Annotated in this window: 14 protein-coding genes and 2 pseudogenes; 9 read left to right on the top strand and 7 right to left on the bottom strand. The window is 68.2% G+C overall.

All coding sequences use genetic code 11. The features are described 5' to 3' along the window. Positions 1–47: 47 nt before the first annotated feature. The 3 genes from DKM19_RS13410 to DKM19_RS13400 are packed head-to-tail and all read right to left on the bottom strand — an operon-like array spanning position 48 to position 1,904. Positions 48–800 carry a sulfite exporter TauE/SafE family protein gene (locus tag DKM19_RS13410; RefSeq protein ID WP_239514234.1) on the bottom strand — a complete coding sequence of 251 codons (753 nt, stop codon included), beginning with the start codon at positions 798–800 and terminating at the stop codon, positions 48–50. Positions 801–828: 28 nt separating this feature from the next. Further along, the gene (locus DKM19_RS13405) at positions 829–1,476 is read right to left on the bottom strand and encodes a TetR/AcrR family transcriptional regulator (protein WP_110695971.1); all 648 of its coding nucleotides are present in this window, start codon (positions 1,474–1,476) and stop codon (positions 829–831) included. Further along, positions 1,473–1,904 carry a hypothetical protein gene (locus DKM19_RS13400; protein ID WP_110695970.1) on the bottom strand — a complete coding sequence of 144 codons (432 nt, stop codon included), beginning with the start codon at positions 1,902–1,904 and terminating at the stop codon, positions 1,473–1,475. Before DKM19_RS13400 ends, DKM19_RS13405 begins: the two co-directional genes overlap by 4 nt. A 115-nt stretch (positions 1,905–2,019) precedes the next feature. Between DKM19_RS13400 and dhaK the strand changes: the two genes are divergently transcribed. Genes dhaK through DKM19_RS13385 form a run of 3 tightly spaced genes read left to right on the top strand, consistent with a single transcriptional unit; the run spans position 2,020 to position 4,025 of the window. Beyond that, entirely contained in the window at positions 2,020–3,012 is a 993-nt protein-coding gene (dhaK, locus tag DKM19_RS13395) for a dihydroxyacetone kinase subunit DhaK (protein ID WP_110695969.1), read from the top strand. 1 nt (position 3,013) lies between these two features. Continuing rightward, on the top strand, positions 3,014–3,640 hold the full coding sequence (dhaL, locus tag DKM19_RS13390; RefSeq protein WP_110695968.1) for a dihydroxyacetone kinase subunit DhaL: 627 nt from the start codon (positions 3,014–3,016) through the stop codon (positions 3,638–3,640). Between the two features lie 13 nt (positions 3,641–3,653). Further along, entirely contained in the window at positions 3,654–4,025 is a 372-nt protein-coding gene (locus DKM19_RS13385; protein WP_110695967.1) for a PTS-dependent dihydroxyacetone kinase phosphotransferase subunit DhaM, read from the top strand. A gap of 178 nt (positions 4,026–4,203) precedes the next feature. On the opposite strand, the gene DKM19_RS13380 is transcribed toward DKM19_RS13385, so the two are convergent. From DKM19_RS13380 to DKM19_RS13370, 3 genes are all read right to left on the bottom strand, one after another. Further along, positions 4,204–5,160 carry a hypothetical protein gene (locus tag DKM19_RS13380; protein ID WP_162641462.1) on the bottom strand — a complete coding sequence of 319 codons (957 nt, stop codon included), beginning with the start codon at positions 5,158–5,160 and terminating at the stop codon, positions 4,204–4,206. 242 nt (positions 5,161–5,402) lie between these two features. Beyond that, complete coding sequence (locus tag DKM19_RS13375) at positions 5,403–6,032, bottom strand: HNH endonuclease family protein (protein ID WP_110695965.1); 630 nt, start codon at positions 6,030–6,032, stop codon at positions 5,403–5,405. Positions 6,033–6,201: 169 nt separating this feature from the next. Then, entirely contained in the window at positions 6,202–7,047 is an 846-nt protein-coding gene (locus DKM19_RS13370; RefSeq protein WP_110695964.1) for an NAD(P)-dependent oxidoreductase, read from the bottom strand. Between the two features lie 118 nt (positions 7,048–7,165). Here DKM19_RS13370 and DKM19_RS13365 point away from each other — a divergent pair, with 118 nt between their 5' ends. The 6 genes and pseudogenes from DKM19_RS13365 to DKM19_RS13330 form a co-directional block, all read left to right on the top strand. Beyond that, entirely contained in the window at positions 7,166–7,603 is a 438-nt protein-coding gene (locus DKM19_RS13365; protein WP_162641460.1) for a MarR family winged helix-turn-helix transcriptional regulator, read from the top strand. A gap of 78 nt (positions 7,604–7,681) precedes the next feature. Further along, entirely contained in the window at positions 7,682–8,110 is a 429-nt protein-coding gene (locus tag DKM19_RS13360; RefSeq protein WP_110695962.1) for an aldo/keto reductase, read from the top strand. Positions 8,111–8,380: 270 nt separating this feature from the next. Then, entirely contained in the window at positions 8,381–9,127 is a 747-nt protein-coding gene (locus DKM19_RS13355; RefSeq protein ID WP_110695961.1) for a hypothetical protein, read from the top strand. Between the two features lie 789 nt (positions 9,128–9,916). Next, on the top strand, positions 9,917–10,699 hold the full coding sequence (locus DKM19_RS13345) for a hypothetical protein (RefSeq protein ID WP_162641459.1): 783 nt from the start codon (positions 9,917–9,919) through the stop codon (positions 10,697–10,699). A 668-nt stretch (positions 10,700–11,367) separates the two neighbouring features. After that, positions 11,368–11,553, top strand: a pseudogene (locus tag DKM19_RS52930) (site-specific integrase); the annotation flags it as partial. A 107-nt stretch (positions 11,554–11,660) separates the two neighbouring features. After that, positions 11,661–12,057: pseudogene (locus DKM19_RS13330) on the top strand (hypothetical protein); the annotation flags it as partial. Between the two features lie 40 nt (positions 12,058–12,097). Here the strand turns inward: DKM19_RS13330 and DKM19_RS13325 are convergent. Next, positions 12,098–12,835: a cyclopropane-fatty-acyl-phospholipid synthase family protein gene (locus tag DKM19_RS13325; protein WP_110695957.1), complete on the bottom strand. Its 738-nt coding sequence runs from the start codon at positions 12,833–12,835 to the stop codon at positions 12,098–12,100. Positions 12,836–12,885: the final 50 nt, after the last annotated feature.

The raw sequence follows: 12,885 nt of genomic DNA, 5'->3' as shown, positions 1-12,885 counted from the left end.
CTCATGCCTCCCGTCATCCCCACCTTCCCCGGAAGGGGAACCCGATCTCACCGGTAGGCGTCGATGCCGAGTTTGAGCGCCACGATCAGGCCGCAGACAGCGGCGACGACGCGGAGGGACTGTCCGGGAAGCCGCCGTGCGATCGACGGGCCCAGCCAGCCTCCCACCAGGAACCCCGCGGCGAGCGGCGCCACGGCCGACCAGTCCACCGGTCCGAAGAGCGCGAAGCCGATCGCGGCCACGGCGTTGGCCAGCGCGGACACCACGTTCTTGACGGCGTTGACCCTGACCGGCGTCTGGTCCAGCACGGCCGCCAGCACCGCGAACATGAGGATCCCCCCGGCCGCCCCGAAGTATCCGATGTAGATCGCGACCGTGAACAGCGCGGCACGCACCATCCAGCCGCGCTCCGCCTCGGGGCTTCCCGCCAGGGCGATCAGCCTCGGCGGGCGGAGCAGCATCAGCGAGGCGGCCGCGATCAGCCACGGCGCGATCGCCTCGAACGTCCGGGACGGGGTCAGCAGCAGCAGGACCGCGCCCGCGGCGCCCCCCAGCGCCGTCACCCATCCCAGGCGCAGGACTCGCCTCCCCTGACCCGCGAGCTCCGGCCGCGACCCGGCCGCCGCCCCCAGACCGGTGAACATCAGCGCGACCGTGTTCGTGACGTTCGCGCTCAGCGGGGACAGGCCGAACGCCAGCAGCGCCGGGTAGGACACCACGGACGCCAGGCTCACCACCGTGCTGACCACGCCCGCCAGAACCCCCACCGCGGCCAGTCCCAGCACTTCAGCGACATCCACCCTCAACCCTAATCACACAGGTGAGCCGTTAATCCGATTGCTCCGCCTTCGGCCTGTTCGTACGGTCGCCGCGCCCGGCCTGCCCGAGATCGCGCTCGAAGCCGTAGATCATGGCGTGAAGCCCGGCCTCGAACCAGCGGTCGTAGTAGGCGGCCGCCTCCGGCGAGGGCTCAAGCTCGGGAGCGCCGGGGGGCCTGCCGACCTGGGCGAGGGCGTGACCGAGGACGTACACGCCCACGGACTGGACGACGGTGAGGGCGTCGGCGCGCTCGACTCCGGCCGCGGAGAACCGCTCCAGCAGGCCGGCGAGCAGCGACAGGCCGCCGTCGACGTCGACGGGATGGGTGGCCAGCAGCGGCACCGCGTGCGGGTGGGCGAGCAGCGTCCGGCGGTAGGACTCGGCGAAGCGGGTCAGCGCCTGAGGCCAGGAGCCGCTCGGGAGAAACTCCACCAGGGACTCGGCGAACAGGTGGTCGACCACGGCGGCCAGCAGGGCGTCGCGGTTGGGGACGTGCCGGTACAGCGACATCGCCGCGACGCCGAGCCTCGCGCCGACCCCGCGCATGGTGAGCGCGTCGAGGCCCTCGGCGTCGAGAACCTCGACGGCGGCGACGACGACGCGCTCCGGTGTCAGGAGGGCGGGCCGCCCTCCCCTACGTGGCGACGGCTGCTTCACCCGGTAAGGGTAACGGCGAGCGTGGTGCCCAGCATCACCAGCGTGAGCGCGCCCACCACCATGTGCTGCACGTCGATGACCACGTCGTGGCCCTCGGTCGGCAGGATCTTCAGCGTACGGAGGAACTCACGCTCGTACGCCTCACGCTGCGCCCTGAAGCTGATCCCGAAGTAGGGCAGCCACCAGCTGACGATGTGCCCGACGAGGGTGAGCACGACCAGGACGGTGGCCGTCACGAGCGACCACCTCTCGTGGAGCGCGACGCCCGCGGCGATGAGCAGCGGGAACGGGTAGTTGGCGAGGGCGAGTAGGGCCCGCTCCCTGACGGTGCTGGATTCCAGGTCGTTGAGAGGGAACATGGGCACCCACTCGGTGAGGATCAGCCAGGCGAGCCAGACCAGGGGGACGATTAAGGCGATCATGGTCATGTGCCACTCCTTAGTTTGCTTACTGCGTAAGCTTACGTCGTAAGCAAACTAAATGGAAGAGGTTTTCCCACGTGAGCGCTTGCCATCGCCGACGAACGGGAACAGTTTGGGAACTGTGAAAAAGCTCATCAACGGCATCGAGTCGGTCGTACCGGACACGTTGCGCGGTCTCGCGGCCGCGCATCCCGGGTTGCGGGTGGACGAGGAGAACCGGATCGTTTACCGTGCCGCGGGGCCGCGTCCCGGCAAGGTCGGCCTGGTGTCCGGCGGGGGCGCCGGGCACGAACCACTGCACACCGGCTTCGTCGGGTACGGCATGCTCGACGCGGCCTGCCCCGGAGAGGTCTTCACCTCTCCCGTGCCCTACCAGATGATCGAGGCCACCACGGCGGTGCACGGCGGCGCCGGGGTGCTGCACATCGTGAAGAACTACACGGGCGACGTCCTGAACTTCCAGATGACCGCCGAGCTCTCCGCCGAGGAGAACATCGAGGTGGCGGCCGTGCTGGTCGACGACGACGTGGCCGTGCACAACTCCATCCACACGGCCGGCCGAAGGGGCACCGGCGCCACGGTCTTCGTCGAGAAGATCGCCGGAGCCATGGCCGAGACCGGGGCGCCGCTGCACGAGGTCGTGCGGGTGGCCGAGGAGGTCAACGCCCGCAGCCGCTCCTTCGGCATCGGGCTGAGCTCCTGCACCACCCCGGCTGCGGGAAAGCCCACCTTCGACCTGAGCGACACCGAGATCGAGCTGGGCATAGGCATCCACGGCGAGCCCGGCCGGACCCGCTCGACCATGCGCCCCGCTCGCGACCTGGCCTGGACCGCGATGGACGCCCTCCACGAGGACCTGCCGCTCTCCGGGGACACCCTGGTCATGGTGAACGGCATGGGCGGCACGCCCCTGATCGAGCTGTACATCGTCTTCGCGGAGGTCGTCGACTATCTGGCCGAGAAGGGCGCGAGAGCCGCACGGAGCCTCGTCGGCAACTACACCACCAGCCTCGACATGCAGGGTTTCTCGATCACGACCTGCCGGCTGGACGACCAGCTCACCCGCCTCTGGGACTTCCCCGTCGAGACCCCCTCCCTGCGCTGGGGCCGCTGACGTGAACACCGCCTGCTTCGCCGCCTGGATCGAGGAGATCACCCGGACCGTCCACGCGGAGAAGGACCGGCTGACCCGGCTGGACGCCGCGATCGGCGACGCCGACCACGGGGCCAACCTCGACCGGGGTTTCACCGCGGTCTCCCGGGTGCTGGCCGCCAAGCAGCCGGAGACCACGGGGGCGATGCTGACCATGGTCGGGAGCACACTGATCCGCAACGTCGGCGGGGCTTCCGGCCCCCTGTACGGCATGGCGTTCCGGCAGATGGGCAGGGTTCTGGGCGACACCCCCGACGTGTCGATCGCGCAACTGTGCACCGCCCTGGAAGCCGGGCTGGCCGGTATCCAGAAGCTGGGAGCCGCCACCGAGGGCGACAAGACCCTGGTGGATGCCCTCGCCCCGGCGATCCAGGCGCTGGCGCAGTCCGTACAGGATGGGGTGAAACCGGAGGAGGCGATCGGCGCGGCGGCGGCCGCGGCCCTCGCCGGAGCGGAGGCCACGATCCCGATGCTGGCCCGCAAGGGGCGGGCCAGTTATCTCGGCCCGCGCAGCGTGGGCCACGAGGACCCCGGCGCCGCCTCCACCGCGCTCATCTTCGCCGCCCTGCACGCGGTGACGACACAATGAACGAACTCCCTCGATGGTAGGCATCGTTCTCATCTCCCACAGTGGACCGCTGGCCGCCGAGGTCGCGGCCCTGGCCGCACAGATCGGCGGCCAGGACGTCCCGCTGGCCGCGGCCGGAGGCACCGAGGACGGCGGCCTCGGCACCAGTCCCAGCCTGGTGGAGGCGGCGATCAAGCACGTGGACCGGGGAGACGGGGTGATCCTCATCCCCGACCTGGGAAGCTCGGTGCTGACCGCCCGGTTGTTCGTGGGACCGGACGTGGTGATCGCCGACGTGCCGTTCGTGGAGGGGACCATCGCGGCGGTCGTGTCGGCGGGCGCGGACATGTCGCTGAAGAACGTGCTCGCGGCGGCCATGGAGTCCCGGTCCTTCCGCAAATTCTGACGGCGATCGCCTCCTCCCCCATGACGTCCGGGACGTCTACCGCAGCGGGCCCCCGGAACGCGGAGAAGTCCCGTGCTCTTCGGAGTGCGGGACTTCTTCGCGTCGCACGGCCGGCGTCTCGTACGGCCCGCCGGACGGTCGGCAGCTCGGGGCGGCGCCCCCGAGATCCGCGGGTGAGTCAGGGCGCCGCGTCGGAGACCTTCGAGGTCAGGCCCAGATACTCCTCGCGGCCCAGCGCGCGGATCTCGAAACTCAGGCCCAGCCGTACCGCGAAGCGATGCGCGTCCTCGGGCGGCCAGGGGCCGGGTAGGTGGCGCATCAACCGACCATCACCACTTGTGATGAAAAGTCCGGATAAACGTTCGTGGCGATAGAGCAGCAAGCCTCCCACGCAGTCCGGATTCGGTCCCATGGCCAGGTCTTCGGGAACCATTCGCGGGCCAAGCCAGACGCGCAGCCTCTCATTGCGCCTGAGCATGAGGCAGGGACCGCCGGGCGGCCCGAGGGTGGTGCCACGCCTGCTCCGCCTCGCGTGCAGCGCCCGGTATGCGGGGCTCAGGAAGATGACCAGGGGGCTGAAGAAAACGGCCAGCCATTTGACCTCGACGAGATCCAGCAGCACCCTCCCCATCGTGGACAGCCCTCGCCACGCGAACATGCCGACCGTCGTGGCGATGTAGGCCATCGCCAGCAGACCCGCGGCGCCGACACCAAGAGCCACGGCCTTCTTCCACCTGGACATGCGCGAGGAGGGTTGCCCTACCAGGCGTTCCCAGCCGGGCGCCCGCCTGGCGAGCGCAGTGCGCACCCGCTTCGACGGGGTGAGCAGAGCATCCTCGACGGGTATCCCCCGGCCGGCCGCGAAGGCGGCCACATCGTCGGCCGGCCACTCGCCGGGAAGATCGAGAAGCACCAGTCCGTCGGAATCGAGCCCCGCGAGCCCGTTGACGAACTGCGCCTTCTTCTCTCTGGAGACGAGGACCATCCGCCTGTACCGGTAGTGATACAGGGCTGCGGGCGCGAGCCGTACCGAACGCCCGGCGATCGGATCGACCGCCACCAACGTTGCCCCGTCCCAGGAGAGTACGGTCGCCGGTCGCGGTGCGCCCTTGACCGCCCCGGCGAATGGCCGCAATTCCCATCGCTGCGCGTCGATCAGCGCCCCCGCTTTCCGTAGGTCAAAGCCTCCCGTTTCACAAAAGGACGGATAAAGAAGTCATAAAGTTCCGATCTCGGAGTGGTGCTCCAACCGGCCGTGACGGACCGGCGCGCCCGCGGTCGACGATGCCCGGGGGTGCGGCGCGCCACTCACATGTGGAAGCCCCCGCCGTCCTCTTCGGACCGTGGGGGCTTCCACATGTACTCCGGGAATGCGGGTCAGCAGGTGGCGAGCATGCTCTGCAGCGCGGTCTTCTCCGCGGACTGCAGGCTCAGGCCCCAGTTGGATTTGACGCCGATCCACGCCCGGGCGTAAGTGCAGCGGAACGAGGCCACCGAGGGCTTCCAGGTACTGGGGTCCTGGTCGCTCTTGCTCTGGTTGACGTTGTCGGTGACCGCCCACAGCTGGCCGTCGTTGAGGGAGTTGGCGAAGGACTGACGCTTGGCGGTGGTCCACGCCCAGGCGCCGGAGCGCCACGCCTCGGCCAGCGGCACCATGTGGTCGATGTCGACGTCACTGGCGGCGGTCCAGGTGGCGCCGTCGTACGGGCTGAACCACCTGCCGCTGGTGGCGGCGCAGCTGCTGCTCGTCACGACGTTGGTGCCGTCACGCTTGAGCACCTGCTCACGGGTGTCGCAGGACCCGGAGATGGTGATCCAGTGCGGGAAGAGGTCGCGGTTGTAGGTGCTGGCATGGGACTCGGCCGCCACGGTCAGGGCGGCCAGGCGGGAGGCGGCGGTGCTCGCCGACGGGATGCCGGGAGGGGTGGCCTCCGCAGTGCCGGCGCTCAGGGAGAGGGCGAGGATCGCTGCCAGGGCAGCGGAGACGATGGTGACGACTCGGCGCATGCGAGCGCGTCCCTTCTGTCCGCGACCTCGGCCGGAGAGGGGTGCTCCGACAAGGGGGCGAGGCGGGACAAAAGGACCATCTCAGGATGATTGACTCACTCAGCAACAGTCAGCCAAACAGGTTGTGAAGATCGTGCGAACGAGATGATCTCGCGCGAAATCAACGCCTTCAGAGGGCTCCGGCGGCCTTCGCGGTGTAGACGGTGGGATGGATCGGCCGGAAGCCGAGCTCTCGGCGGATCTTGGAGGTGTCCGCGATGCCCTCCCAGGGATCGTCGAGCGACCGGCCGGCCGCCCCCTCGGAGACCGGCTCGCCGTTGAGGTTCAGCAGTTCCAGCGCGGTGACGGGTGCGTCGTCGGCCACGTTGAACGCCTCTCCGTCCACACCGTTCGCCCGGACGGCCCGCAGCAGGGCCTGGGCGACGTCGGCGTGGTGCACCAGATGCAGGCGCTTGTGCAACGGCCAGTCGCGTGCCCACAGCAGGGATTCGGCGAGGTGCGGATCGCCGTCGCCGTAGACGAAGGCCAGCCGGGCGATGCGCAGCGGCAACCCCTCGGCTCGATGGAGTCCCAGGAGGGCTTTCTCCGCGTCCGCCTTGCTCGTGGGATAGGCCCGCCCGGGCGGAACGAGCTCATCCGCCTCAAGAGCCGAGCGACCTCGGCCGGGGCCGTAGACGAGGGTGGTGCTCGCATAGACGAACCGGGCGACACCGGCGCGAAGAGTGGACACGGCCAGCCCGACCGTGGCGGCGTGATTGACGGCGACCGCCTCCTCGTCGGAGACGCCGCGGAACGCCGCGCCGAGGTGAACGACCGCGTCGGCGCCCTTGAGGACGCCGTCAAGGGCGCCGGTGTCACGCAGGTCACCGACGACGACCTCGGCGCCGAGCGCACCGAGGAAATCAGCCCGGACCGGATCGCGGACCAGCACCCGGACGGACTCACCCTGCCGGAGCAGGCGAGGGACAAAACGGCTGCCGACTCGACCGGTCGCGCCGGTCACGAGGATGGTCATGGTGAAACTCCCGAAGCTCGATGTGCTGTCGGCCTCGACGCTAACATATACTTTGATTAATCAAACCTTCTGAGTCATCCAATATTTTGAGCCGTACGACATCCGTACCATGGGCCTCATGGAAGAACACGATCCCGAGCGGGACGAACAGCTCAGGTCCGAGATCTGGAGAGGGCTGTATGAGTTCTTCCTGGCCGAGCACGAGCGCCACCTCGAGACCGTCACCGAGCTGGGCGTCAGCCCCGGAGATCTCAAGGCCCTCATGCGATTGATCCCGGACCGCGGCGAACCGATGCGCGCGCTGGCCGACATGTGGCGTTGCGACGCCTCGACCGTCACCTGGATCGTCGACCGGCTGGAGAAGCAGGGCCTGGTCGAACGCCAGGCCCACCAGACCGACAGGCGCGTCAAGGTCGTGATCCTGAGCTCTCGTGGCAAACAGCTCCGGGCGCGGCTGCTGAACGACCTCCACCGGCCACCCGCCATCCTGTCGGAGCTGTCGAACACCGACCTGGAGACGCTCCACCGGCTGTCGGCGCGACTGCGTCCGGAGTGACCCGGGGCCGGACTCGTCGCCGTCGCGCGACAGCCGTACCGGAGAGACGAGAACCGGCGCGGTCCCGGCAGCCGGGCGATCACAGGCCGTCCTGTCCACGGCGGCAAACGCTCACGTGCGGAAACGAGTCCGGCCCCGTTCTCCACGCGCCGGCAGGGAGCACGCTTCCATCCCTCGGTTCCCGAGAACGTCGCCAAGCTCGATGCCGTCGAAGAGCTGGTCGAGCTCGCGACAGGCATCGGCTGCTCGCTCCCCGAGCTCGCCGTGGCCTTCGCCGCGGCATATCCCGCCGTCACCTCGGTGATCACGGGACCGCGGACCATGAAGCAGCTGGAAGGGCCGTTGAAGGGCGCCTCGCTCACCCTCGACGACGCGACCCTCGACCGGATCGACGAAATCGTGCCGCCCGGGACCAACCTGTACAGCCCCGACGGAGCCTGGCGCCCGCCGGCGCCGACCGACACCGCGGGCCGGCGGCGCCCGCTCGCAGATCGCGCCGCAGGCTGAACGCGGCGATGACGCCCCGGCCGCCGAGAACGAGCGGGGCACTCCCCAGGCATGATCAGAAATCTCATCCGCCTCGTCAGCGCGCGGATCCTTCCTGCGGAAGTCCCCGGGTTCTCCGCCACGGACACGCCCTTTACAACGTAGATCAAGTGCTCTGTCAAACAGTCTCCGGCTGAACGGCCACCCCCGGGTCGCGCCGGCGCGCATCCCCCGAGGCGGGACGGATAATGAGACGCCCCGCGGATTACGCCGCCCCTATGATCACGTTTCATGATTGTTCGTGCATTAGCGACCACCTCCGGGGTTTTCGTCCTGTTATTCGCCGGTGCGACCGCTGCGTCCGCCGGCCCCATCGTCGGGGTTCCCGAACTGACCCACAACCCGCTCTACAAGCAGGGCCGTCTCCCCGCGATCTCCTGCAAGGCGACCAAGGGCACCACCAAGGCCTCCACCACGAAATACCTCAACAAGGTCGTCGGCTGCCTGAACTCCGCCTGGCGCAAGACCATCAAGGACTTCGTCCCTGCCGAGGTGGATGTCAAGGCCAAGATCGAGAGCGGCCTGTGCTTCACCGGCCTGCAGGTCTCCGGCTCCTTCGCCGCCAGCTGCAGCGGCGGCATCCAGGTGCAGCTCGGTTCCGACTGGATCACGGCGAAGTCCGACCAGGCCATCCTCATCGAGGTCACGCGCGCGTACGCCGGAGTCGTCCAGGGGCAGACGGGCATCGGCAAGGCCTGGTGGGCGCTGCCGACCAGAGACGAGAAGGACGGCGGCAAGGAGCAGACGCACCGCTACTACCTGCAGGCCGACTGCCTGGGCGGGGTGTCCATGAAGGTCCTGGGGCGCTCGGCCGGAAACTGGAAGCCCCTGCTCGCCGCAGAGACGCCGAAGGAATACGGCAGATTCAACTGGTACGGCAAGCCCGCCAACCGCCTCCACTGGTTCGAGCAGGGCTACAAGTCGCAAGGCCCGAGCGCGTGCAACACCTGGAAGGCTCCCTCCTCGAAGGTCGCCTGACCCCTGCCTGCCCGTCTCGGGGGACGGGCACGAACAGGGCGATAACCGGACGGCGCCCTCAACGGTGGCCACGGACACCAAGCCGAGATCCGGGTTGACGAGAACGGCAGACTGACGGCCAGGGGCGACCAGGCACAACTCTGCCGGCGCACGGCGGGTACGCAGGAGCAGGTGTTGCCGGGCGGCCCAGGCACTGGTCCACGGGTCTCGGTGAGGTGGCATGGAAGCGGTTGCGGACGCTATCGTCTGGGCTGGGCGTCGATCCACCGCCCAACCTCCTTCGGCCCTCCCCGGCAGGGCCGCTCGGCGGGGGCAAAGGGGACCCGTTTCCTCGGATCGCTGGTCATCCGCCCGCCACGGGCTCCTCGCCGGGGGTTGAGTTCTGTGGTGTCGAGGGCCTGATGACAGCGAACAAGCACTTCAAACGCCGCGTCCGCGAACGTGCTCTCCGTACCGGGGAGTCCTACACCGCTGCGCTCAGGCACCTTCGACGCATCGACGCCCAGGAGCACTTGGTGCAGTGGCAGCGCATTGAAAAACCCGACTTCGGCTACGCCGTCCACGTCCCGCAGGGCTGGGACGAGCGGCCGCCCAACCTGAAAAACAGCCCGTGGGAGACCGCCAGGTTCGGGGATCCCACCGACCGCCGGCACACCGTCATCGTCTTCCGCTCGATGGCGCGGCTGGGATGGACCGCAGCCGAGGTCGCCGAGGGAACCCAGACATCACTGCAGGCTGCAGATTTTGGCGAGTTCCACATCATCGACGCCCAGATCGCCGGACAGACCGGTGTGGCAGCGCATCGCCGCTACGGCAATCGGCCTCTCCCTCACCGGTGGCGGCGTGGCCTCGATCTTTCTTGCGAAGGGCGAGGCGGGGAGTGTGGCGCTGCTCCTCGGAGGACTTGTATTCCTGATCATCGCGGTCATCGGGATGTCCGTGCATCGCGTGAGATTCCAGGAAATGGAGCTATTCTTCGGTATACGCCAGCGGGAGCGCATCACTGACCTGGCCAGCCGTTTGCCTCACGGCGAGGCGGTACGCCTCATGCAACTCCTCCAGGAGACGAACAACGGCGCCCCCTACACCGAACCGTTGTTGACACTGATCGATTCGTTGTTCTTCGAAGCTCGGGTGCGAGACACAGTTATCGGGACTCTCGACGAGGTCGAGCGGGTAGAGACGCACCCGGAGGCGGACATCGGAGAGCCTCTGCTTCATGTCGTGCGACCGGATGGCATGCGGATTGGCGTCTTCGCCATGTTCGCCCCCAACGAGAACGGGAGTCTGACAGCGGAGTTCGATGACGAGTTCATCGACATTCTCCCGAGGACCGGCTGCGATGCCGTCATCCTGATCACCTGCGTGCGGGACCAAGGCTACCTCGCGGCGCTCGCGGAGAGGATCCGGCAGGAGGCAGGTCTGCCAGTGACGATCGAGGAGTGGAGGCCGCGAGGGGAAGCCCGCTCCCTGCGCCCATCCATCGACCGACTCTGTGACGAGGTTCGTACCGCGGGAGCCGTGCCACAATCGCGGAATCCCGAGGCTGAGATCGCCGAGCCTGCGTCGTAGCGGGCGCGCCTTCTGACGGAAGAGGAGCTGCCTGAAGGTGGGGTCTCCCGATACCCATCCCGCTCGCGGGCACGGCACGGGCGCCCGGCGATTGCCGGCGCACCACCCCTGACCGCCTGCTTGCAAAGACGCATACCGATCTCGGACGACCAGCGAAGCCGCAGCTCGCGGTACTGGTCGTGTTCCCCGTGACTCCCCGCTGTTCCCCATTGCCTATCGCCCCATCGGGCACGCGACGGGCACAGCCGGCACATTCACTGCCGGAGCATCGGCCCAATCAGTTCGTCCAGAGAATGATCTTTCCGACAAGGATCGCGCCAACCCAGCAGGTAAACATCATGACTACTGCCATGCGCGCCTGCTTGCGCTCCTGATCAGTCCGACCTGGCTGCCGTGCTCTTGCGATCAGCGTTATGGCCACGGCTACTAGAGCAAAGGTCATCGAGATCTCGACAGCGGTCATGACATGAAGGGACTGCGGCCAGAGTCCCCTCTCTAGCCCGATCTTCCCGTCTGTCTCGTCCCAACCCGGAGGGCAACAGCTTGGGGACGGAAGAGCAAGGTCGTCTTCGTGTATCTGCTCCCGGTGACCTTCCTCGCCCGCCGGTTGCCCTGCTCGCACGGTGACGGCTTAACCTGGTGGGTCTCGTGGTGACCGCACGCATACGCCGCGGCACTTCTACGCCTCGGTCTTGCTGGACGCCGGAGAGAACATCAAGGTCTTCAGCCAATACCTCGGCCACAGCGATCCAGGGTTCACCTTGCGGGTCTATACGCACTTGATGCCGAGCAATGTGCTCAAGACTTGTGGATCAGCTCTGGGAGGCGCAGGGAGGGCATACCTTCCCGATTGATCTTGTGATGGCCACCGAGTAGGCCGGCGTTCGCAGCGCCGGTCGGGAAGGCACACCCATGCTCACGGTAGTGAATGACGACGGCTCCATCCGAGACGGATCCCTGATCGACGAGATCGTTCGCGAGGGTGCGCGACTGCGCCCGCCGGGGCATGCGCGCCCCCGTCCTCGCGGTCGGCGACGGCGCGCCGGGGTTCTGGAAGGCTCTGCGTGAGGTCTTCCCCTCGAGTCGACCTTCGCCACCGTCCGGCTCCGCACCAAGGTGACCAAGGGAGCCGGCTCCCGCGCCGCCGGGCTCGCGATGGTCTTCAAGCTGGTCGAGTCCGCCCAGGCCCGCTGGCGCACCGTTAACGGCGCTCACCTGGTGCCGCTCGTCCGGGCCGGAGCCCGCTTCAAACGAGGCCAGCTCGTCGAACGCCCCGAGGGGCACGCAGCCCAAGGACGAGACCTGCGGACGAGGGTCGAACCACGAGACCGCTGTACCCCGGCCGCGCGGCGCTGTGATCTGTCGGGACTGAGCTTGGATACCAGGGCTTATCCAGGGTCAGTCGGACGTCTGACGCAGGACCAGGGTGACGAAGCCCCAGGTGTCCCGGTAGACGCGCAGCCATTCGGAGCGGCGGATGGTGGCCGTCTCGAGCGCTTGCGAGCTGTCCGGATCGGCAGGGTGGTCCAGGGCCCATGAGGCCAGTGATCCCCAGCAGGCCCATTCGTAGTCGTCCAGCTCACGGCGCGTGCTGACGTGCCCGTCGACAGGAACCCACCCATCGGCGACGACGCGGTCCATGGTGGTCGCCAGGTCGGTGAAGTCCCCGAGCATCTCGATGGCCTCCTGAGAAGGGTCACGGTCCCAGAACCCCTCACCGATCAGGACGCGGCCGCCGGGAGCCAGGTGCTTGCGTGCCGCCGCGAGAGTGGGGAGCAGACCGCCGAAGGCATGCGTGGCCCCGACGCTGAGCACCAGGTCGAACGACTCCGAGGAAACGAAATCCGCGGCCTCCTGGTGGTGAAGGACGAGGCGCTCTTGGACGCCGCGGTGGCTCGCTGCCTGGCGGGCCTGCGCCAGGGCGTCCTCGGAGATGTCCACGCCCTCGGCGTGCAGGTGCGGGCGCATGGCCAGGGCACGCAGGAGCCATTCCCCGCCGCCGCAACCAAGGTCGAGCACACGCTCGTCGCCGCGCGGGACTCCGCGTTCCAGCAACCGGCGCACCGCGTCGTCATCGAGCGGAGACTTTATTGGATGATCAGCATGGGCGATCCTGGAGATCTGTTCACGGTTCACCGGCGCAGCCTGTCAGCACCAGAGGTCGCGCGCACCTCATTTTCGCCTGC

The sequence above is a fragment of the Streptosporangium sp. 'caverna' genome (assembly GCF_003203775.1).
GTDB lineage: Bacteria > Actinomycetota > Actinomycetes > Streptosporangiales > Streptosporangiaceae > Streptosporangium > Streptosporangium subroseum.
This window is presented reverse-complemented; position numbering and strand designations above follow the sequence as displayed.

What these genes read in the sequence shown, in the direction of transcription:
- DKM19_RS13400 (WP_110695970.1), bottom strand. Translation starts at nt 1,904, where the DNA reads ATGACCATGATCGCCTTAATCGTCCCCCTGGTCTGGCTCGCCTGGCTG.
- DKM19_RS13385 (WP_110695967.1), top strand. Translation starts at nt 3,654, where the DNA reads ATGGTAGGCATCGTTCTCATCTCCCACAGTGGACCGCTGGCCGCCGAG.
- DKM19_RS13375 (WP_110695965.1), bottom strand. Translation starts at nt 6,032, where the DNA reads ATGCGCCGAGTCGTCACCATCGTCTCCGCTGCCCTGGCAGCGATCCTC.
- DKM19_RS13370 (WP_110695964.1), bottom strand. Translation starts at nt 7,047, where the DNA reads ATGACCATCCTCGTGACCGGCGCGACCGGTCGAGTCGGCAGCCGTTTT.
- DKM19_RS13365 (WP_162641460.1), top strand. Translation starts at nt 7,166, where the DNA reads ATGGAAGAACACGATCCCGAGCGGGACGAACAGCTCAGGTCCGAGATC.
- DKM19_RS13355 (WP_110695961.1), top strand. Translation starts at nt 8,381, where the DNA reads ATGATTGTTCGTGCATTAGCGACCACCTCCGGGGTTTTCGTCCTGTTA.